The 21,472-nt window shown below is 60.7% G+C and carries 19 protein-coding genes and 1 pseudogene; 10 read left to right on the top strand and 10 right to left on the bottom strand.

Annotated features, from left to right (window positions below; all coding sequences use genetic code 11):
* Window positions 1-2: 2 nt before the first annotated feature.
* Complete coding sequence (locus DVH23_RS04680; RefSeq protein ID WP_114576259.1) at window positions 3-968, top strand: carbohydrate ABC transporter permease; 966 nt, start codon at window positions 3-5, stop codon at window positions 966-968.
* A gap of 159 nt (window positions 969-1,127) precedes the next feature.
* On the opposite strand, the gene DVH23_RS04685 is transcribed toward DVH23_RS04680, so the two are convergent.
* Both DVH23_RS04685 and DVH23_RS04690 read right to left on the bottom strand, forming a co-directional pair.
* On the bottom strand, window positions 1,128-1,391 hold the full coding sequence (locus tag DVH23_RS04685) for a hypothetical protein (protein ID WP_232833700.1): 264 nt from the start codon (window positions 1,389-1,391) through the stop codon (window positions 1,128-1,130).
* Window positions 1,392-1,419: 28 nt separating this feature from the next.
* Entirely contained in the window at window positions 1,420-2,676 is a 1,257-nt protein-coding gene (locus tag DVH23_RS04690; RefSeq protein WP_114576261.1) for an ABC transporter substrate-binding protein, read from the bottom strand.
* 422 nt (window positions 2,677-3,098) lie between these two features.
* Here DVH23_RS04690 and DVH23_RS04695 point away from each other — a divergent pair, with 422 nt between their 5' ends.
* Complete coding sequence (locus tag DVH23_RS04695; protein ID WP_114576262.1) at window positions 3,099-3,548, top strand: universal stress protein; 450 nt, start codon at window positions 3,099-3,101, stop codon at window positions 3,546-3,548.
* 215 nt (window positions 3,549-3,763) lie between these two features.
* On the opposite strand, the gene DVH23_RS04700 is transcribed toward DVH23_RS04695, so the two are convergent.
* From DVH23_RS04700 to DVH23_RS04720, 5 genes are all read right to left on the bottom strand, one after another.
* On the bottom strand, window positions 3,764-4,654 hold the full coding sequence (locus DVH23_RS04700) for a universal stress protein (RefSeq protein ID WP_114576337.1): 891 nt from the start codon (window positions 4,652-4,654) through the stop codon (window positions 3,764-3,766).
* A gap of 806 nt (window positions 4,655-5,460) precedes the next feature.
* Window positions 5,461-5,697 carry a hypothetical protein gene (locus DVH23_RS04705; RefSeq protein WP_157972325.1) on the bottom strand — a complete coding sequence of 79 codons (237 nt, stop codon included), beginning with the start codon at window positions 5,695-5,697 and terminating at the stop codon, window positions 5,461-5,463.
* 112 nt (window positions 5,698-5,809) lie between these two features.
* Window positions 5,810-7,342 carry a sulfatase-like hydrolase/transferase gene (locus DVH23_RS04710; protein ID WP_114576264.1) on the bottom strand — a complete coding sequence of 511 codons (1,533 nt, stop codon included), beginning with the start codon at window positions 7,340-7,342 and terminating at the stop codon, window positions 5,810-5,812.
* The gene (locus DVH23_RS04715) at window positions 7,339-7,542 is read right to left on the bottom strand and encodes a DUF1450 domain-containing protein (protein WP_157972326.1); all 204 of its coding nucleotides are present in this window, start codon (window positions 7,540-7,542) and stop codon (window positions 7,339-7,341) included. The genes DVH23_RS04710 and DVH23_RS04715 overlap by 4 nt, the downstream gene beginning before the upstream one ends.
* Window positions 7,543-7,589: 47 nt before the next feature.
* Window positions 7,590-9,014, bottom strand: coding sequence for an O-antigen ligase (locus DVH23_RS04720; RefSeq protein WP_114576266.1), 1,425 nt, complete (start codon window positions 9,012-9,014; stop codon window positions 7,590-7,592).
* A gap of 116 nt (window positions 9,015-9,130) precedes the next feature.
* Here DVH23_RS04720 and DVH23_RS04725 point away from each other — a divergent pair, with 116 nt between their 5' ends.
* From DVH23_RS04725 to DVH23_RS04740, 4 genes are all read left to right on the top strand, one after another.
* Window positions 9,131-9,955, top strand: a complete 825-nt coding sequence (locus tag DVH23_RS04725) for an undecaprenyl-diphosphate phosphatase (RefSeq protein WP_114576267.1) — start codon at window positions 9,131-9,133, stop codon at window positions 9,953-9,955.
* Window positions 9,956-10,113: 158 nt separating this feature from the next.
* Entirely contained in the window at window positions 10,114-11,601 is a 1,488-nt protein-coding gene (locus tag DVH23_RS04730) for a sugar transferase (RefSeq protein ID WP_114576268.1), read from the top strand.
* Window positions 11,598-12,557, top strand: coding sequence for an NAD-dependent epimerase/dehydratase family protein (locus DVH23_RS04735; protein ID WP_114576269.1), 960 nt, complete (start codon window positions 11,598-11,600; stop codon window positions 12,555-12,557). Before DVH23_RS04730 ends, DVH23_RS04735 begins: the two co-directional genes overlap by 4 nt.
* Window positions 12,558-13,661: a glycosyltransferase family 4 protein gene (locus DVH23_RS04740; protein WP_114576270.1), complete on the top strand. Its 1,104-nt coding sequence runs from the start codon at window positions 12,558-12,560 to the stop codon at window positions 13,659-13,661. It abuts the gene before it with no gap.
* A 16-nt stretch (window positions 13,662-13,677) separates the two neighbouring features.
* On the opposite strand, the gene DVH23_RS04745 is transcribed toward DVH23_RS04740, so the two are convergent.
* A complete protein-coding gene (locus DVH23_RS04745) occupies window positions 13,678-15,141 on the bottom strand; it encodes a sulfatase (RefSeq protein ID WP_114576271.1) in 1,464 nt (487 codons plus the stop codon).
* A gap of 218 nt (window positions 15,142-15,359) precedes the next feature.
* Between DVH23_RS04745 and DVH23_RS04750 the strand changes: the two genes are divergently transcribed.
* Complete coding sequence (locus DVH23_RS04750) at window positions 15,360-16,334, top strand: glycosyltransferase family 2 protein (RefSeq protein ID WP_114576272.1); 975 nt, start codon at window positions 15,360-15,362, stop codon at window positions 16,332-16,334.
* Window positions 16,335-16,556: 222 nt separating this feature from the next.
* Here the strand turns inward: DVH23_RS04750 and DVH23_RS04755 are convergent, their stop codons facing one another.
* A complete protein-coding gene (locus DVH23_RS04755) occupies window positions 16,557-17,507 on the bottom strand; it encodes a glycosyltransferase family 2 protein (protein WP_114576273.1) in 951 nt (316 codons plus the stop codon).
* 289 nt (window positions 17,508-17,796) lie between these two features.
* Between DVH23_RS04755 and DVH23_RS04760 the strand changes: the two genes are divergently transcribed.
* Window positions 17,797-19,023, top strand: a complete 1,227-nt coding sequence (locus DVH23_RS04760) for a glycosyltransferase (protein ID WP_114576274.1) — start codon at window positions 17,797-17,799, stop codon at window positions 19,021-19,023.
* On the opposite strand, the gene DVH23_RS04765 is transcribed toward DVH23_RS04760, so the two are convergent.
* A complete protein-coding gene (locus tag DVH23_RS04765; protein WP_114576275.1) occupies window positions 19,010-19,327 on the bottom strand; it encodes a hypothetical protein in 318 nt (105 codons plus the stop codon). The genes DVH23_RS04760 and DVH23_RS04765 overlap by 14 nt on opposite strands.
* A 158-nt stretch (window positions 19,328-19,485) precedes the next feature.
* Between DVH23_RS04765 and DVH23_RS24515 the strand changes: the two are divergent.
* Window positions 19,486-20,090 (top strand): annotated as a pseudogene (locus DVH23_RS24515) (transposase); the annotation flags it as partial.
* 86 nt (window positions 20,091-20,176) lie between these two features.
* Window positions 20,177-21,460 carry a hypothetical protein gene (locus DVH23_RS23490; protein WP_157972327.1) on the top strand — a complete coding sequence of 428 codons (1,284 nt, stop codon included), beginning with the start codon at window positions 20,177-20,179 and terminating at the stop codon, window positions 21,458-21,460.
* Window positions 21,461-21,472 lie beyond the last annotated feature (12 nt).

Raw genomic sequence — 21,472 nt, forward strand, 5'->3', positions numbered from 1 at the left:
CCATGACGAGAGACACTCGTACTTCGACCGAGACTGATCCCGAACGACGGACCGACGCCGGCCGCTACCTCCCGGCCGACGCGATCCCCGAAACCGCCCCGAGCCGGGAGACGGAGTGGCGGACCCGGCTCACTGAAGCCGTGCCGACGCTGCCCAGGCTGCTCAAGTACGTCCTGGCGATCGGGGTCGCGCTCCTCTGGATCGTCCCCTTTCTCGGGCTGTTCATGGCCTCCGTTCGGCCCCTGAGCGAGATCCTCCAGGGCTGGTGGAACGTAGAGGGGATGACCTTTACTCTCGAGAACTACCGGCAGGCGTGGTCGTACAGCACGGCGCCGATGGGGCGGGCGCTGCTCAACACGTTCGTCGTCACGGTTCCCTCGGTGCTGGTCGTCCTGTTGCTCGGCGCGATGGCTGCCTACCCGTTCGCGCGCTTCGAGTTCCCGTTGAAGACGGCGCTGTTCTTCCTGATCTTGCTGGTGATGGCCGCTCCTCCGGAGCTGGTCGCGATGGGCAACTACAACACGCTCCGCAATATCGGCCTCTTCGACAGCTACATGGGCCTCGTCCTGGTCCACGTCGGTTGGGGGTTGGGCTGGGTCGTCCTCTTCTTGCGAAACTACCTGTTGGGAATCCCCGAGGAACTAGAGGAGGCCGCTCGGATCGACGGCGCCTCGCGCTACCAGATCTTCCGGACGATCATCCTCCCGCTGTCGGCGCCCGCGCTCGTCTCCGTCGCCGTCATCCAGTTTACGTGGGTTTGGAACGCCTTTTTCTTCCCGCTCGTCTTCATGCGCTCGCCCGACCTCTACCTCGCTCCACAGGTCCTGCCGTTGATGAGAGGGCGTCTCCAGGTCCAGTGGGGACTCGTCGCGGCCGGCTCCGTGATGACGCTCGCGGTGCCCGTAATTCTGTTCATGCTCCTCGAGCGCTACTACAAACGCGGGATGGTCGCCGCTGTCACGGACTGACCTCGAGTTCACGCTCCGGGAGGCGGATGCGTTGGTGTTTCCAGCCACCACTGAGACACGCCCGACGGACCGACTGTCCATACCGACGGTTCACCCGCTGTAGAGAACATGCCGGTCACACCCTCACTGGAAGCCGATCACAGCCTCGCTGGAAGCCGATCACAGCGGCAGCAGGTTCCACTCGGTCGCGACGACCGCGAAAACGATCGCCCCGACGTTCGCGACGAAGAAGGGCCGCGAGGCGTGCCACGCGAAGTAGAGAAACGAGACAAGCGGGAGGGTCGCGATCGCCGCCGGCCAGAACCCCCGGAGCGCGAGCGTCGCGAGAAAGGCGATCGTAAAGAGATAGAGGAGATCGACGGCGACGGTGCTCGCGTTGCGCCGCCGGAGTTCCTGGCCGACGACAACGAGCGAATCGACCACGTTCGAGTCGTCCGGGGGCCGGGCCACGCTACCCGCCGCCGTCGCCGTCGACGGTCTCGGTCAACGACTGGTCGAGCGTCTCGAGGATCCCGCCGATCTCCTGGTCGGGATCGGCCCAGAGGCCTGTGAGCTGGGCCCAGAACGACGACTGGAACGGATCACCCAGCGTGTCGTCGAGATCGGGTACGAGCTCGATCTCGCCGGACAGCGTCGCGAGCTCGCGCATGATCTCGAGTTCGTAGGCGTCCTCCGGCACCTCGGTGTTCGAGGCGATGAAGCCGCCGCGTTCGGCCCAGACCTGCTGGCCCTCCGCCGAGACGAAGGTCTCGACGGCCGTCGTCGCCGCCTCGACGTTCGAGGAGTACGACGGGACGGTAAACCAGTTCTCGGCGGCGACCATCGACTCGGCCCCGGGGACCATGAACACGTCCAGGTCCTCGGGGTCCTGGATCGCCTCGAACCCCGGTGTCCACGACCCCATGAAGTACAGCGGCGTCTCGTTCGCCCAGAAGTACTCGTACTGGACCCCGAAGTCTCGAACCGCACTGAAGTAGCCTTCCTGGAGCAGCGACTGGATCTCCTCGAAGGCGGTCACGACGCGGTCGTCGGTCATCGACGCCTCGCCCGCGATGAGCTCCTGCTGGAGCGTGGCGCCGTCCTCCTGGCGGAGGATGAACCCCTCGGTCACGTCGCTCAACGGCCAGCCGTCGCCGTTGCCGGAGGCCAGCGGTGCCTCGACGCCCTCGATCCCGTTGATCTCCTCGAGGAGGTCCAGGAACGCGTCGTAGTCGTCGGGTTCCTCGAGCCCGTGTTCCTCGAAAAAGGAGGGTCGGTACCAGAAGCCCGGTTTCAGGTCCATCTTGAACGGGGCGGCGTACACAGCCCCGTCGGCGGTCACCTGCTCTCCGTCGGGCGCGAAGTTCTCGGGGTTCCACGTGTCCCCGAGTTCGGCGAGGTGGCCCGCCGCCGCGTCGGACTGGACCCGCGCGGGCGAGGGCATCACGACGATGTCCGCGGGCGCGACGCCGCCCTCGTAGTCGATGAGCGTCCCGGTCAGGATCGCCTCCGTCGTCCGTGGCTGGTAGACGATGTCGAGGCCGGTCTCCTCGCTGACGTAGTCGACGACCGCGAGGAAGTCCTCCTCCTCGCCGCCGGTCCAGACGCCGGTGACCGTCAGCGCCTCTTGGGCGCTCGCGGTCCCCGTTACCCCGATTCCTGCTACCCCGGCCGCGCCGAGTCCCCGGAGCACGCTCCGCCGGTCGAGTCCGCTGTCTGTCTCTCGCATGCAGGCGTCCGACACCGAACGGGACCTTAATGGTTTTTCCCACCGGCCGTGTACTATCCGTCCTCGAGACTTCCATGGCCCGGCGGACGACCACCTCCCCCGCATCCGGCCGTCGGTTTCGGTTCTCGACCGTCTCGGGGGCGCGGGCATCGAGCTATTAGTTGCTCATTACGCCCATAGGGCAGTCACGAATACCGTTACGGAACGGCGGACTGCCGCTACTGAATCGGTGGGTCCGAGGAGAAACGAACGATTGGCGCACCGAAACGATGGCCGGAGTCGGGGTCTCCGACCCGTGGTGAGCCGTAGGACGGGCCGTCGGGCGACGCCGGGGTCTCGTCGATATCCGTTTCGTTCCGATCGGTCTCGCTGTGGGGGGTTCGACCCGGCGATACTATACGACTGGTCGTCGACGAACGCGCATGGCGTCTCGCATACTGGTCGCCTTCGACGAATCGCCACAGGCCGAGGCCGCGTTGCGACACGCGTTATCGACGTATCCCGACGCTGAGATCCACGTCCTCCACGTGACCGACCCCCGGGAGTGGACCGGCGGCGGAGTCGACGGCGGCTACTACTCCGAGGAGCTGTACGACCAGATCCAGGAGTCGGCCGAGCGGCTCCTCGAGCGGGCCGAGTCGATCGCCGCGGAGTACGACGTGGCGGTGACGACGGCCTCGACGGACGGGCGGACGTCCTCGGCCATCGTCCGCTACGCGGAGGACCACGACGTCGACCACGTCGTCGTCGGGAGCCACGGACGGCGCGGGCTGGCGCGGTTCCTCCTCGGGAGCGTCGCGGAACGGGTCGCCCGGCGCTCCCCGGGCTCCGTGACGATCATCCGCGAACCGGATTCGAAGGACGAGACGTAGTCGGTCGGCCGTTCGGCCCGGCGGTCGCGTCCTCCGGCGCTTGGACGCCCGCTCCCCGATCGCGGACGTCTCGGTCGATGGCCGCCAGGCACTGCTCGGGAGCCTGGTATTGCGGCCGCCGTCGACTCAAGGGTAAGATCGGGCCCGAAGCCCACTCGGGGGGGTTTCGGCGGGGTTTCCCGACTCTCGACGACCGCCGGGTCCGGCGCTTTCACTCACGAGGGGCGATCGACGATCAGTACGGGAACGTCGACCGTTCGCAGGACGGACGAGGTCACGCTGCCAAGCAACTGGCGTTCGAGGTTCGACCGCCCCCGCGATCCCATGACGATCAGTTCGATCGCGTTGTCGGCGACGTACTCGCCGATCCCGGCCGACGCACCCTGGAAGGACGACGACCGGGTGACCGCGGTCGTCACCTCCGTCGCCGGCGCCCGCTCGGCGATCCCGGTTGCGATCTCCTCGACGGCCGCCTCGCCTTCGGCCTCGAGACGTTCGATGAACGCCTCGTCTAAGCCACCGGCGTTGAACGGGCCGCCCGCCGACTGGAGCGCGACGACGTTCAGGACGTGGATCGCCGACCCGAACCGCCGTGCGATCTCGACCCCGTGGGGCGTGGCGGCGGCCGCGTTCTCGCTTCCGTCGGTCGGCACGACCACGCTCGAGTACCCGATCTCTGCTCCCGAGTCCTCCCGTGGGACGACGAGCACCGGAATCTCGCTCCGGTGGAGGATTCCCTCGGTTACGCCGCCGAGGAGTCGCTTTCCGAGGCCCGTCGCCCCCTGTCTGCCGACGACGATCAGGTCCGCGTTCGTTTCCGCGGCGTGGTCGGCGATCGCCCGTTGGGGGACCCCGGTGGCCGTCGTCGCGGTCGTCGACTGGCCGCGCTCCGTCGCCAGTGTCTCGATCTCGGCGAGGATCGCGTCGCTCCGTTCCTCGAGATCTTCCCCCTCCGCGTTCGTTCTCACGAACCGACGCGACCGCTGATCGACGACGTGGATGACGTCGACCGTCGCGTCGAAGCCGCCAGCGACCTCGAGACCGTGTGTCGCCGCGCATTTGGCTTCCTCGCTTCCGTCGACGGCGATCAGGACCCGATCGTACATGGCTCGGTGTTCGAGTCGGATCGCCTTCATCCTTCCCTCGGTCGAACGACCGAAATCGGCTCGGATCGACGGCAACGCGGTCAGGGTTGCGCAGAATAATATTTTAATCATAGATACTAAAATATATGTTATGAAGGTAGTAATGTATGGCGCCCGAACTCCGGTATCGCTTCGCTCGTGGGGGCCACGATCGGTGAGTCCGATCCTGGGCGGAATCGAAGACAGAGGGATTGGGGGTTCCGATCTCGATGCTCCGATAGTCCCGATAAGGTCGTCACACGCCCGATAAGTGTGGCTTCGACAGCCGAAGAGTCGCCCCTCGAACCCTGATGTCGACGGGGATGGATCCCGCGAGCGGACACGATTTTCGGCCGCTGCTCTCTGGGCATCGATCCGATCCGAAACCGGACACTCGACGCACCGTCTAATGACTTCAAACGAGTAGGATCTATGAAAACAAATCTCTCGGACATGTAATCTTGGGCAGATGGCTGTAGCGTTACGGGTTCGGCTTTTCATCCGGTATTCAGAGCCAACTGGCAGGTCCCGGTGACGGATCGTCCCGACACCGTTCCCCGTAATCGGCACCCGGGGGAACGGAATAAACCTGTGAACGCTATATCGAACGCGGGACGTTTCACCTGAACTACGTCGAGAACCGGGAAGTCTTCCGAGAACTCCGAACCCATCGCTTCGGGTCGGGAACGTATGGAGTAAGCTTCGGGTCGGCGCCTCCGCTCAGGTCCGTCCCTCGTGGCTCTCGTGGTGGCTCTGTCTCCCCCGTTCTTACCCGGCCACTCGAACGGTCAACAGGGTGGTTCGACCGGCCCGATCTCCTCTAGGGAGTCCGCGTAGCCGATCGTGGCGTTCTCGATCCAGAGGTCCGTGTGGAGACGGGTCTCGAGGACCGTCTTCCAGGCACCCTCCGTCCCGTCGTGTGGCAGCGCTCTGATCCGACGAGCGGTATGGCCGTCGCCGTCTCTCTCCCCCACTGACCACCGCATCAGAACGCGTGGCCCGTCGCTGGCCGGCGTCTCAACCATTCCGCCCCGCGGTCGTCGAGCGTTGCCCCATACACGCCTTCGGTGACCCGGCGGCTATACTCCGTCGCATGTGTGTGCCGGGTTACACCCCCCAAATTCGGTTCCGGTCGGGTCAGGGCTCGAGCCCGAGGCGGTCGAACTGGCCCTCGGGTGCGTCGAGGTCCGCCAGGGCGGCGACGAGCAGCTCGCGCATTCGGTCTTCCTCCCCGCTCTCGCCGGCGAGGTTCGTCTCCTGGTGAGGGTCGGCCTCGGTGTCGTAGAGCCGGTCGTCGTCGTGCTGGGCATACGACCGGCCGGGGAACTTCCAGACCGGCGACTCCGTGTAGGGGAGGAAAGTACCGCTCTCGGCGTCGGTCTTCGGTTCGGTAGGGGTAAACCAGGAGTTGGGGTTCATCATCGTCGTCGAGTAACAGTCAGTCGGCTCCTCGGGGTCACACGGGCGCATGTAGGTGTAGCGGCCGTCGGTGACGTTGACCGAACTCCCCCAGTAGCCGTACAGTGCCCACTCGCGGTGATCGTTCTCCGCGCCCGCCAGTACCGGCTCGAGACTCCGGCTGTGAGTCCCCTCGGGGATGGAGACGTCAAGGAAGTCCAGGACGGTCGCATAGAGGTCGACCGCGCTCGTGAGCTGGTCGATCCGGTCGCCCGAGCGCTCCGCGTCGGGGTGGTGGATCATCAGGGGCGTGTTCGCCAGCGCGTCGTAGACGGGCATCTCGTTTTTCGCGATCCAGCCGTGCTCGCCGAGCAGGAAGCCGTGGTCTGCGGTGACGATCACGGCGGTGTCCTCCCAGCTGCCGGTCCCCTCGATGGCCTCGAGGACCTCCCCGAACCAGCGATCGACCATCGTCACCTTCCCGGCGAACTGCGAGCGGACGAACTCGAGTTCCCGATCCGAAAGCTCGCTCTGGCCGGCGTCGATCCGGCCGTAGTAGGGCCAGTTCGGGAGCTCCGGGTCCCGCGGGTCCTCGTCGGTGTACATCGAGGCGTACGGTTCGGGGAGGTGGAACGGCTCGTGGACGTCGAAGCTATCGACGTAACAGAACCACTGGTCCCAGTCGCCCGCGTCCCGGAGCCAGTCGGCGGTCGAAGCGAAGACCCGCGGGGCGAAAAAGTCCGCTTCCGCCCGCTCGTCGAGGGCGTCGACGTTCCGGGCGTACTGGGCGCGGTTGAGGAAGCCGACGCCGTCGGCGGGATCGGTCGCCGGATCGGTAGTCTGGTCGAGCAGGCGCTCGTCGGGCTCTCTCGGAACCGTTTTCCAGGCGTCGTATTCGTGGCCGCGGACGAACTCGAAGCCGTTGTAGTCCTCGTAGTAGCCGTGGCTGCCGTGCTGGAAGTAGTGGAAGTGGTCGGTGATAAACTGTGTGACCGCGCCCGCGTCCCGCGCGAGGCACGGGAGCGTCTCGTCGAACGGTTCGATGGGGCCCCACGGACGCCAGAGGAACTCCTGGACCCCGGCGGTCCACTCCCGACGCGCGGGCATACAGGGGAGGCTCCCGGCGTAGTGGGTGTCGAAGACGGCCGCGCGCTCGGCGAACCGATCCAGGTTGTCGGTCTCGACCTCGTAGTCGACGACCGTCGGAACCGCGCTGTACGCCGAGAGGAAGTCCCGCCGGAGGCTGTCGATAGAGATCTGGAGGACGTTCATTTCGACCTCTCGTCCGTTCCAGCGGTCCCGGCCTGTCCCTCGAGGCCGTCGCCACGGAGCAGGTCGCCGTTGACAACCAGGAACGGCTCCCGGCGACAGATCCCGCAGTGCTCGAGACAGGGCGCCTCGACGGCGTCCTCGCGGGCACGGAGCCGCCGTCGGGCCTCCTCGCCGACGTTGCTCAGGCAGTATTCGATCACGCCCGGCGTGACGGGACGACCGGCCATAAAGCCGGGCCCCTTCCCGATCACTCCCTGAGGAGGAGATAGCCGACGACGAGTGCCGCGAGAACGGAGCCGATCCCCCACTGAAACATGGTGTAGGACTCGAACATCTGGTGGGTGGCCCAGCCGACCGCGAACGCGAGCATCGCGACGTCGACCTCGCGGTAGTCGACCATGCCGGCGACGATGGTGCCGACGACGAGGCCGGCGTAGGCGAGGCCGCCGACGAACCCTGCCTGGATGAACACTCGGAGATAGGAGTTGTGCGGGGAGAAGGAATCCCCCGTGTGGTAGGCATCGATCACCTCGGCCGTGGAGCCGTTCCCGTAGCCAAAGAGCAGGGGACCGTCACGGATCGCCCCGAGGCTTGCCGACCAGAGCTCGAAGCGGTTGGTCGCAGAGATGTCGATGACGCCGACGTACATCCCCGCGAGCAGGCCGGCGACCCCGAGGACGCTGGCGACGACCGTCACGGGGACGGTGAGCCGGCCGCCGACGGCGTAGACGCCGTAGATCCCGACGGCGACGGCCGCCGCGAGCATCGCCGCACGTGCGTTCGAGAGAAAGAGACCGAGCCCACAGAGCCCCATCAGGACGGCGGCGACGCTCGCGCCGAGCGGCCGGCGCGCGACGACCGAGCGATGGAACTCGACGAACGCGGCGACGACGCCGGCGAACGTCACCATCCCGAAGGAGTTCGGGTTCGGGAAGGCCGACTGTAGCGTCGTCACGCCGGGATCGAAGCCCGGGATTTGGGGCGTCGGCCCGGAGGAGTACTGGCGGACCTCGAAGATCCACAGCGCGTAATCGCCGATGACGTACGTGAACAGCCCGAGCAGGACCGTCACCGCCGCCAGCCGGGGGAGAAACCAGAGGAAGACCTCCTCGGGGACGAGCCGGGGGATCACCAACAGGTTGCTTCCCATCACGATCGCGGCCCACAGCGGCCACCGCGACTGCGTGCTCGAGGGAACAAACGCGAGGGAGTTGGCAAGATAGACCCCGGTGAGAACGGCGAAACAGGCGACCGCGCCCCACTGGATGAGGGTGTATCGCCTGGCGTCGGTGACGACCAGCAGGAACGAAAGGGTGAGGACGAAGACGATCGTGACCGCGAACGGGCGGTTCGGACCGAGCCCGAGGCCCGGCGAGGAGCTCTGGTAGAGCACCCCGAGGACGACGAACGTGAAGCCGAGAACTCCGAGAAAGGCGGTCTGGAGCTGTTCGATCTCCTCGTAGGTCCCCGCGGCGAGCCGACAGCCCAGCACCGCGCCGAGCAGGATCGCGGAGGCGGCCAGTTGCCAGGCCAGCACCGATCCCGTCGTGTGTGCGAGAAAGACCAACACCAGGTGGATGCCAAACAGCCCGTAGACGACGCCGTTGACGACGTTGTCGGCACTCCAGTCGTGAACCAAAAGCGTCGCCGGTTCCCGCTCGACGGTACTCACGACTCTACCAATTACGGGTGACCACTAAATATCTGTCCCGATGCGGACGACCCGTTGGAGCGCTCCGAACGGTGTATCGTCCCACTTATGCGGTTCCGTCGTCGTTTCCCGAACGAATGTCGTGGCGCGAACTCCTGATCACGGTCCTCGCCGGCGCCCTCCAGGGGCTCCTCGAGTGGTTGCCCGTCTCGAGCCAGGGGAACCTCTCGATCTTCCTCTCGCTGGCCGGCGAGTCCCCCGAGGTCGCGGTGCAGCTCTCCCTGTTCTTGCAGCTGGGAACGACGCTGTCGGCGGCGGTCTACTACCGCGAGGACATCGGGCGGGCGATCGCCGACGCCCCCGGCTGGCGGCCCCGCGAGGCCTTCGAGGGAAACAACGCCGAGACGACGTTCGTCGTCGTCGCGACGGCGATGACCGGGCTCGTCGGGATCCCGATCTACGTCCTGCTGATGGACGTCGCCAGCGAGCTGACCGGCGGGGCGTTCGTCGCCGTCATCGGCGTCTTGCTCGTGATCACCGGCATCCTCCAGCAGACCTCCTCGGCGGTCGGGCTCGGTAACCGGGAGCTGCCGACGCTGCTCGACGCCGTCTTCGTCGGGGCGCTCCAGGGGTTCTCGATCCTGCCCGGGGTCTCCCGGTCGGGGACGACAACCAGCGCCCTGCTCTTCCGGGGGTACGACGGCCCCTCGGCGTTCCGGCTGTCCTTCCTGCTGTCGATTCCCGCCGGGATCGGTGCGGGCGTCCTCACCGCGGTTGACGCCGGGGGGCTTCCGGCGGTCGGGCCGACCGCGGCCGCCGGTGCGCTGGTCGCGAGCGTCGTCGTCGGCTACGCCGCGATCGACGCCTTGCTCCGGATCGTCGAACGGGTCCCGTTCTGGGCGATCTGTTATGGCCTCGGCGGGCTGGCGATCGTCGGCGGCGGGCTCGCGACGCTGGTGTAGGGGACACCTGATACCCCGATGCTCCCGTTCCCGTCTTCCGGTTTCACTCCCGACGTCGGAGGATTTCGGAGTGAATACGTCAACCGCTCTGTCCATTATTCCACGTCGGGATCCGTATTTTCAAAGCGTTTATGGTAGCCGAGGTGTCCTGTTAAGCTATGCTAACCGGGTGGCGATACCGCGTCGTCGGGGCAGGCGGGGTGGTAGCCCTAGTCGCGGCCGCGGTCCTCGTCGCCAATCACCCGGTCTCGCAGTCGGTATTCACGACCTACGTCCCCGTCTTCAACAGACTGGAACCCGAGGTCGTCAGCGGAGGGGCACTCGCCCTCGCGATCTTACTTTCGATCGGAGTGATCGGCGGCAGCCTCCTGCCCCTGTACAAGCCTCGTCCCCAGCGTATCCTCGATACGGTCTTTCTCACCCACAAGCGCCTCCTCGTCGGCGGGTTCGCTCTTGCGACGCTCGGTTACTACAACTGGACCTACCGGATTCCGCGGGCGACGCTCACGATGGCCGTTGCCCTCCTCTTCGTCGTACTTCCCCTCTGGTTCGTCTGGATCCGCCACGGAACCGGCAGGGAAGACGGCCGGACCCTGATCGTCGGCGACGATATAGAACAGATCCGGCGGATCGCGCCCGACGTCGACGCCTCCGTCATTGGCTATCTCTGCCCGACCGTCGTCAGTAGCGTCCCGAAAGACGACCCGGCGGAAGCCGTCGCCGTCGCCGACGGTGGCGGCACGGTCGGCGACTGGCAGGGGATCGAGCGGGTCGGAAGCGACGCCGACCAGCGTGACCGGATCGAGACGATCAACCGGCTGGGTGGGCTCTCCCGGCTCGAGGACGTCATCGTCGATTGTAACATCGACACGGTCGTTCTCGCCTTCAGCGAGGCCGATCGTGCGGAGTTCTTCGGCGCGCTCGAGGTGCTCCACGAACACGGCGTCAACGCGAAGGTGCACCGATCGTACGCCGACAGCGTTCTGATCTCGGAGGGCGGTGCCGGCGACCTCGTCAACGTCGACATCGAGCCGTGGGATCCGTTGGATCACGTCTGGAAGCGGGCGTTCGACGTCCTGTTCGCTGTCTCGACTCTCACCGTGCTCGTTCCGATGATCGCCGTGATATCGGCCGCGATCAAGCTTGAGGACGGTGGGTCGGTACTGTACCGCCAGGAACGGACCGCCGTGTTCGGCGAGTCGTTCCCCGTCTACAAGTTCCGGAGCATGATCGAGAACGTCGAGGACGAAACCGGCGCGAAGATCAGCGAGGAGGACGCCGGCGACGTAGACCCCCGCGTCACGCGGGTCGGACGGTTCCTTCGGCAAACCCATCTGGACGAAATCCCCCAGCTGTGGTCGATTCTCGCCGGCGACATGAGCGTCGTCGGCCCCCGACCGGAACGCCCCGAACTCGACACGCGGATCCAGCGCGAGGGGATCGACTGGAGCAAGCGCTGGTTCGTCAAGCCCGGCCTGACCGGCCTCGCTCAGATCAACGACGTGACCGGCCACGAACCCGGAAAGAAACTCCGATACGACCTCGACTACGTCCGCCGTCAGTCGTTCTGGTTCGATATGCAGATCGTTCTCCGGCAAATCTGGAAAGTATTATCCGACCTCGTTCGATACGGTTCCGATGAATGAGTATCGAAGACGATTATGTTCCCGTTTTCGGGAACCGAATCCTCGTAACTGGCGGTGCCGGGTTCATCGGGAGCAACATCGTCGACGCTCTCGTCCCGGACAACGACGTTCGCGTTCTCGACGATCTCTCGGGCGGATCCCGATCGAACGTTCCTGACGAGGCCACCTTCTTCGAGGGCGACATCAGAAACGACGACGATCTCGAACGGGCGACCGACGGCGTCGACATCGTCTTCCATCAAGCGGCGTTGGTCGACGTCGACGAGTCCATGCGCCGCCCCGAAACGACCCACGACATCAACCTCAACGGGACCGTTAAAGTCCTCGAGCATGCGCGTCGGGAATCGGCGCGCGTCGTGTTCGCCTCGAGCGCGGCCGTCTACGGTCACCCGACGTCGGTGCCGATCGCCGAGGACTCGCCCACCGATCCGCTCTCGCCGTACGGACTCTCGAAGCTCGCAGCCGAGCAATATGTTCGGCTCTACGGCGAGCTGTACGACCTGTCTACCGTCTCGCTGCGCTATTTCAACGTCTACGGTCCGGGACAGCTCGGCGGCGACTACAGCGCCGTCATCAGTACGTTCGTCGAACAGGCGATGAACGGAGCGCCTATCACGGTCGAGGGAGACGGCGCCCAGACCCGCGACTTCGTCCATATCGACGACATCGTTCGAGCGAACGTCCTGGCGGCGGGTTCCGAAGCGTCCGGCGCCTTCAACGTCGGAACCGGCGAGAGCGTTTCGATCCTCGAGCTGGCGGAGATCGTTCGCGACGCTGCCGACTCGGAGTCGGAGATCGTCCACACCGACGCCCGTTCCGGGGATATCGACCGGAGCCGTGCCGACATCTCCGCGCTCGAGTCGCGGCTCGGATACGAGCCGACCGTCTCGCTTGCGACCGGGCTCGAACGGGTGGTCGAATCGCGGTCGGAGACGCCCCTCCCGGAGGACCGGTAGATGCGAATCCTGCGGGTCGCACAGAAACTGTATCCGGACGTCAACGGCGGGGGCGCGTATCACGCCCACGCGATGAGCCGCGACCAGGCGGAGATGGGCCACGACGTCACCGTGATAACGGTTCGAAACGATCCGGAGTTACCGGCCAGAGAGGAGCGCGAGGGGTACACCGTGTTGCGATACGATCCGACCGTTTCGGCGCTGGGAAACGATATCAGCGCCGGTGTCGCCAGGTATCTCGTGTCGGTTGCGGAGTTCGACGTGATGCACGCCCACTCGCACCTCTATTTCTCGACGAACCTGGCGGCGCTTCGCCGGCGGGTCGGCGGGCCGCCGCTGGCCATTACGAACCACGGACTCTACAGTCAGAACGTGTCGAAACCGGTATTCGATTTCTATCTCCGGACGGTCGGCCGGTGGACGTTCAATCGGGCCGACGTCGTCTTCTGTTATACCGAAACGGATCGCGGGCGCGTGCGGGACCTCGGCGTGTCGAGTCGGATCTCGGTCGTCCCGAACGGGATCGACACCGAGCGGTTCACGTCCGAGGGGCACGAACATGGATCGGTCACGGGCGACGACCCGTCCGTCCTGTTCGTCGGTCGGTTGGTCGAGGGAAAACGCCCGCTAGTCGCCCTCGAGGCGTTCGCAGTAGTTCGCGAGGAATATCCCGACGCCCAGTTGCATATTTGTGGTGAGGGACCGAAGCAGGAGGAACTCGAGGCTCGAGCCGCCAATCTGGGCATCGCCGATGCGATCACCTTTCTGGGTCAGGTTCCCTACGACGAGATGCCGGCAGTGTTTCGCGGTGCTGACGCGCTGGTGTTGCCGAGTCGGGCGGAAGGCGTTCCGCGGACGATCATGGAAGCACTCTCGGCCGGCGTACGGGTCGTGAGTTCCGATCTGCCCCAGGTCCGATCGGCGTTCAGCGATACTGTGGCGTACGCCCCCACGGACGACTCCTCGACGTTCGGGAGTCAGTTGTTAGCCGAGCTATCCAATTCGCGCAGTCCCTCGCTGGGTGAGGAGTTCAGCTGGCATCGAACGGTCGAGGAGACGACGGCGGAGTTGGCGGAGATCGGCCGGCGAAGTACGACCAGTTGATCGCTTAGCTCGATAACTACTGCAAGTAGCCGAGGTCCTCGAGGCGATCCTTCGTCGAGTCGGTCATCGACACCGAGCCCGCCCTCTCGGCGTGGTCGAACGACTCGAGCCAGTCGTCCAGTTCGGATTCGAGATCGGCGACGGTTTCGGGCCGTTCCTCGGCGAGATTGGTCCGTTCCTCGGGGTCGTCGGGGAGATGATACAGCTCGCGAGAGCCGTCGGACCCTCGAACGAGCTTGTCGCCGTTCGATCGGATCGACCGGAGCGATCGATCGTACTTGGAGACGTGGTCCGGCAGTTCACCCACGCGTTTCTCGAACGCATCCATCGAGGGCTGTGGGGCGAGGTACTCCGCTACGGCTCTCGAGCGGGGATCCGTTCCCGCGTCGGGGTGGAAGGAACGCCCCTGGAACGCCTCGCGGGCGTCCTCGGCGTCGATCCCGGCCGCGTCGAGCAGGGTCGGCGGGAGATCGGTGAGCTGAACGAGCCGGTCGTTCTCGATACCGCCCGTGAAGGCACTGCCACGGACGATCAGGGGGACGTGGAGCAGCGTCTCGTAGAGACAGTACTGGTGGTCCATCAGGTCGTGATCGCCGATGTTCTCGCCGTGGTCGCCGGTGATTACGAGGACCGTCTCCTCCCACTCGCCTGCCGCTTTCAGGAGCTGCCGTAACTCCCCGATACGGTGATCGAGATACGCGAGTTCACCTCGATACAGTCCACGGAGGGCGTCGAGTTCGCGTTCGGAGATCTCGTTTTTTCCGGCGATATAGCCCCAGGCGTCCTGGGAGACGTCCATCGCTTCCTCGAAGGAGACGTCCGACGGGAGAAAGGGGTCGGCGAACGTCTCGGGTGGTCTGTACTCGAGATGGGGCTCGAGGTAGTTGATGAACAGGAAGAACGGCCGGGTGTCGTCTCGGTCGTCCAGCCAGCCGTCGACCCATTCGTTGGTTCGTTTCGCACCGTCGTCCTCTTGTTTGCGGAGGAACTGGCCGTAGACGGCGTTCGCGACGTTCGTGATCGGGTTGCCGTCGATCATCCGGCGGGCGACCGCACGCAGCTTGTCGGTCCCCTCCTCGGTCCGTGCGATCTCGCCGAGGTCGGTTTCGGACTGGACGTACTGCCAGGTCTTGTAGAAGGTTTCGAACCCCTCGGCGAAGCCGAACTCCTCGCTGATCCAGGTGTTGTTCGAGATGCCGACCGTCTCGTAGCCGTGGCGTTCGAACAGCGATGGTAAATAAGGGACGTCCGACTCCAACTTCTTGTAGCCAGCATGGGCGCCGTGCTTGCTGGGATACGTGCCCGAGAGCAGCGACGCGTGGGACGGAAGCGACCACGGGGCGGCGGCGGTGGCGTTCGTGTACTCGACTCCCTCGCTCGCGATCCCGGAGATGGCCGTCTCCCTTCGGTCGCGTACCTCCCCGAGGGCAGCCGCTTTCGCCGTGTCCATCACGAGAACGATTACGTTCGGCTGTTCCATCGGGGTCTCACTTGGGAGAGGGTTCTATCGTCATCGTTTTACCGCTTGTGATAGTCGATTCGTACCACCATGGACGAGAAACCAATAAGATAATGATTAGATTGATAGGTATACGCTATCTACGATCTAAAAAGACCCTGTCCAGATTAAGATGAAGAATGTATTGAATCAATATATCGAACCGATATATAATTATATATGCGTAAGGCGATCTATGTATGGTAAATGACGCACAGCCGATTTCACTATCTAGTGATGATGCGCCTACTATAAGTGTGGTAATACCAACATATAACAGAGCAGATGTCTTACCGAGAACTCTCGATAGTGTATTGGAACAGACTTATAATAATATTGAGTTGGTGGTTGTGGACGATGCTTCTACCGATGCTACTAAATCAATAGTTAAGGGGTATGAGGATCCCCGAATCAGGTATATTTCTCATAAGAAGAATTCCGGTGGAAGTGCCGCTCGGAATACTGGCCTCAAAGCGGCAAAGGGCGCGTTTGTTGCATTTCTTGACGATGATGACGAGTGGCATCCTCGAAAGATTGAGGCTCAACTCAAGACATATAATGAGGCGCATGAGAGTGTTGGTGTGGTCTATTCTGGAATTAAAAATGTCGATAGCAAGGGGCGGACGAATTCAGTAAAAACTCCAAAAATCGAAGGAGAGGTAACGAAAGAACTATTATTAGAAAATTTCATCGGATCATTTTCGGCGTTATTAGTAGACTCTGGGACTATCAATTCAACTGGTCTTCTTGACGAACGATTCCCGAGCTGGCAAGACTGGGAATATTATATCCGGTTGTCCAAGGAAGCCCATTTTGCCGCGGTTCCAGAACCATTGGTTGTCCGTTACAACGCGGATCACGAACAGATTAGCGACGATCTTGAAACGAAAATAACAGAGACGTATCCTCTCCTGTATAAAAAATTCGATGATTGTGCAGCAGAGTACGGTCAATGGTTCAGGCGGCGTCGGCGTGGTTGTCTTCTATTTCATCTTGGATATGCCGCGCTCTCAAATAACCAATACGCGCTTGCACGAGAGTTTCTAACAAAGTCAATCCTATACAATCCAACCAATTTTGAAAGTTACGTATACTGGTTCTCAGCTCTTGGCGGGAGGTGCACTTATCGGACGTCCCAGACGATCAAACGATGGCTAGTACGACAATTCTCGTAGATAGTTCGTATACAATTAATGAAATATATTGGTCACATTCGGCATACATGTCGTATTTAGGAACAATTGTAGAATTGATCGCTATGTGATACTCTCCATGCATTATAGTTAATAAATTGATAAAAGCCGAAATGAGGCCAATCAGTGGTCGGATTCCTTGACGGCCGGTTCTCGGAGGTCTCCATTGAGTCAGGTGTTAGTCAGACAATGAGGCGATATCCTTCATACACTAATTGAAATAGGATGTGTACCTTCTCTATTAATATATTGAATAAGCGCTCCAAAAGACCTAAATAACTTGCAAAGATAGGCGATAGCAAATATAGCAATGATCTTGTTCGGACGCAGCGATGATCTGTCGGTAATCTTTTCCGCAATGTGACCTGGATTGGGAGGTAGGTATCGTCGCGGATCAAGGAAGCTCCGTATTTCGAACCGGTCTGGGTAATGGTACGCAAGTTGTGCCGTACCCCGTCCGATCCGGAGATTCTTCGAAAGTTGCTCCCAGAGGGTCGCCCGAGCCGGATGATACACTATAATATCTGACTCGAAATACTGCTTGAATCCCGCATTGTGAACACGTTTGCCGAACTCCATGTCCCCTCCAGAAATGACCCGAGCATCAAAGCGGCCAACGATTTCAAACACCTTTCGATGGACGGTAAGACAGGCAGTTACAGTGAAATATTGTTCTTCCATATATCGCCGTATTGGAAATCCAGACAAATACTGTTCATATATCGTAGCAAGTGATTCGCAATCCTCAGTGTATACGATCATCTCACAACCCATGTAGTCCCACCCGTGTTCAGTGTAGGAGTCAACCACCGATTTGGCCCAGGTTGGCTCAACAGTCATATCGGCATCAATAAAGGAAATGAGCGATCCGTTCGCGTGCTCAATACCTCTATTGCGTGCGGCGTATGAACTTTGGATCTCGTCTTCAGTTAGGAGGGTAACCAATTCAGGGTAGCGTTCACAGTATTCTTGAACTACCTTACAAGTGTCGTCTTCAGAGTCGTTATCTACAACAAGGATTTCATAAGAATGTATGGGATACGTCTGAGAAGTAAGCGATTCGAGCGTCGTCCGAATCCCGTAGGGATCGTTGTACACTGGAATAACGACCGAGAGGGCCGGGTCTGCCGAAGGTGATTCGTCCGTTTGGCTCATTTTCGTAGAGAAGTCATACCCGCTCGCCTAAAGCCGTCGATTGGCAGTTGAAACATCTCCGTGGAGCGAAACGGTGACATTCCGTGCGGCTTCCTTGGAATCTCCGCCGCCGTGCAAGTTACACCAACTCTGCGAATAACGCTTTGAGCGGTCGTTGAGGTCCTCAATGACGAAATTCACCGAGATGAGCGGCCATCGGTTCAAGGGCGTGTGATGAAATAAATAACATTTGGCAGGTGGGGAGTGGAGAAACTATATTCGAGTCTTTCAAGGGGAGGGGCAACTCCACATGGGATACCAGATGAACATCCTCTATTATCTAAAGAATTATCCAAAGCTCTCACAAAGCTTCGTGCTAAACGAGATCAGCGAACTAAAACGCCGAGGTCACAATATTGCCGTGTTCGCTCGACAGGACCCCGGTGAAGACATACAACATGATGAGTACGACGAACTCGATGTTTCAGTTCGCTACGCCGAAAGACCGACGATAGCTGATGGATCCGATCTATTGGCTCCCGAGATTATCAATCGCCGTGTCCTACACCGGTCTCTGTATCGTGCTCATCTAAAAAACCACGCCAAAAATCTCCATCTCGCTCGGCAATGTATAGAATATGTTGACGAACTCGGATGGGAACTCGATCTCATACATAGCCATTTCGCCCATCCGAACAAGCTCCCCGCAACCTACGTCGCTGCATATTATGGAATCCCCTGCACCGTAACTGCCCACGCTTACGAGATCTTCCAGGAACCGAACGTCAGAATGCTCCATATATTGTTTGACCGGATCGATCGGGTGATCGTCCCGTCCCGGTATAACCGCTCATATCTCCGCGAGCACTTCGACATTGAGAAGCCTATCGATGTGGTTCCGGCAACCACCCAAGTATCGAAGTTCGAACCCACAGATCAAGAAGTGCCCGGACGTATCCTGACGGTGGCTCGGCTAGTCGAGAAGAAAGGTGTTATCTACGCTATCGAGGCGATTGCGCGACTCGCTGAGACGTATCCGGAGATCGAGTATCATATCGTCGGTACTGGCGAGCGCGAGGAGATGCTTCGTCAACGGGCGGCAGAACTCGGTGTCGAAGATCGTGTGACGTTTCTCGGGCGTGTGAGCGACGAACGGCTGTACCAGGAACTCGATGACGCTACGATTTTCGTGCTTCCCTCGGTGATTACCGGCGACGGGGATCGTGACAGTTCGCCGGTGGCGCTCAAAGAAGCAATGGCAATGGCTACCCCGTGTGTCTCTACGACCGTCGCGGGGATCCCCGAGATCGTTACGGATGGGTCCGATGGGCGGTTGGTCGAACCACGAAACGTCAAAGAACTTACTGAGGCGCTTGCGGGTTTGCTGGCCGACGACGATAATCGGCAGGCGATGGGGCGGCAGGCACGTGAATCGGTCATTACGAAGTTCGGTCTCGAAACAGCGGTTGATGAATTGGTGAAATCATTTCAGGCAGCAATTGACGCGAACGAGGCGGCTCACTCTACTCGGCTTTGAATGTTGTATGAGTGGTAGTGTTGAATAGAGGCAGGGCGTCGGGGTAGACTGTCACATCAGCAAGGATAAGGCCGAGGAAGACCGATATGGTAGAGGTCGATTTCCTCGACTTCATCAGAATCTGTAAGCGGCTAACCAAACAAGCGTTGAGGAACCGAGCGGGCAAGCCCACCTTCGGCGGGCTGCCCGCTGGAAGCACGTCGTTATCCACTGTTATCGCCGCCAAGAGCGCTATAGCTACCGCGAAACCGAGAATCCTCGGTGTTTCGCCGAGTTCCGCGAGATTCTCAACCTTTTCCTTCACCGTGTCATAGAATTCGTCTCACATCCTCTACCCGGGGATTATACGGTCTCCATATCGTGCCTGGCTCCGTTGATCTCGGCAGTAGGGAGTTCTATTCAGACCACTCTCTGTGGATGATATCTGCTGAGAACTATTGTATGACACGCTCTTTCCTTATTAATGTCCCCGACTACAGTACCATCTACCAGCCGTTCGATCGATTCAATATGGTTGTCTGACGGGCGTTGCTCCGCGTTTCAGCGGAACAACACCCGCAATCCGGCCATGTTTCTCTCGATAGTACGTTCTTCGAACGTGGTCACGCCTCACAATATAATCTCCAACGATTGGATCGGGACATACAGAAGCTGAAGGTGACGACACTTACCAATATGGAATCGCTCGCTGTCGTGGATGTTCAGTGTTCGATCCACTGGAAGCACGATGTGAAGGCTGGCCCGCAGGTCGTCCGCCGGAATGTGGACGACCTACTGTCGGTCGCCGCCGACAAAGCGTCCCACAGCTGGATTAACAGGTTCGATTCTACACGCTTGATGTCGATCCGCTCGTTCTCAGCCAGGGATCGACGCCAGATTTTGTCGGTCACAACGCTCTGATCCGGGCTGCCGGATACTCGCAGCGCTGGATGGCTGAGACATCGTACTCGTCAGTCAAGCGCTCGCTCGGCTCCGCCGTGCGAGCGCACTTTTGGTATCGAGAGTTCCGCGAAATCGTTCTCAAGTTCGCCGTCTCGAACATCGAGCATCTTTGTGAATCACTTTGATCACCGCGTCCTATGGCAATTCAACACAGCAGATCAGAGAACCGAAGAGACTAAACGCACAACTGACGGATCGACGAACACTTTACATGGCCAATAAACTCGTGATCGAAGATGTGTCAACAATCGATAACTATACATGTGAGGTTAATTTCCGGTCAACATTTGACCACCTATTCACTGGTAACACGTTCTGGGTATCTTATGGCTGTGATGTAAGTTCACTCCCTGATAATATCCTCGTGATCCCTGCTCTGACAACCCTTGTTCCGGTGGCATGGGCAGAGAGTGCGGATATATACGTATCTGAGCTTGACCGGACGTTCTACTACACGCTATATGCGCTTCAGGCAGCGTGGAAAGAGGTTCCAACGAAGTTTGGGCCCACAGGTGATATTTATTTCGGGAACCTCGTCGAAAACCACCAACCTGAAGCTGGTAGCAAGAGTGCATTGCTGTTTTCCGGTGGTGTCGACTCACATTACTCCTATGTAGAGCACCGCCAAGAGGATCCACTACTTGTCACGATACACGGCTCAGATATTTCGCTTGACAGTCCCGAGGAGTTCAATCAAGTCAAGAATCATGTCGAGGAGTTCGCTACCCCTCGCGGGCTTGACCAGCTGTCAATCGCCTCCAATCACCGCGAGATTCTTGAGTACCCGCTTCTTGATCACTACTACCGCTCGAACGTTTCTCGAGGGTGGTGGGCTACCTTGCAGTACGGTCTCGGCATGATAGGGCTCTGTGCTCCCCTCGTAGGAACGGACGAAATCGATACGGTATATGTCTCGTCAGGTCATCAAGACTTTGAACTCGAACCTGCAATACATCCGAGACTTATCGAGCAACTTGAGTGGGCGAACGCTCACGCCGAACTCGTCGGTGAGGGGATTACTCGACAAGACAAACTCGAACAGATCAGTGAGTATATCCGCTCCGATGACCGCCCTATCCACATTCGTTCGTGCTTTCGTCACCACGACGCACAGAACTGTATGGAGTGCGAGAAATGCTCACGGACGGCCCTCGGACTTCTCTTTACTGGGGTTGATCCATGTGAACACGGCTATCCTCTCGACGCAACGACTCTTGAAGATATCCGACGAAAACTCATTAGAGGGGTGTGGACATTCAAATCTGTGCATGTCGGTCTGTGGCGCGAGCTCAAAGCAGCTGCTGATCCGGAATCAGAGTACCCGATAAACGGCGCACAAGAATTTGTAGAGTGGCTCTCTGATGCGGATATCGGGTCATTTAAAAGCGACGGACGTTCTCCGCGCACAAAGCGAGATTTCATCCCTGAATCGCTATATCCAATAGCCTACCGTGCTCGAAAAAGGGTACGAGACATCGCTGCTCAGAACTCCTGATAGGATCGTGGG

It is taken from the genome of Saliphagus sp. LR7 (genome assembly GCF_003344565.1).
Classification (GTDB): Archaea; Halobacteriota; Halobacteria; order Halobacteriales; family Natrialbaceae; genus Saliphagus; species Saliphagus infecundisoli.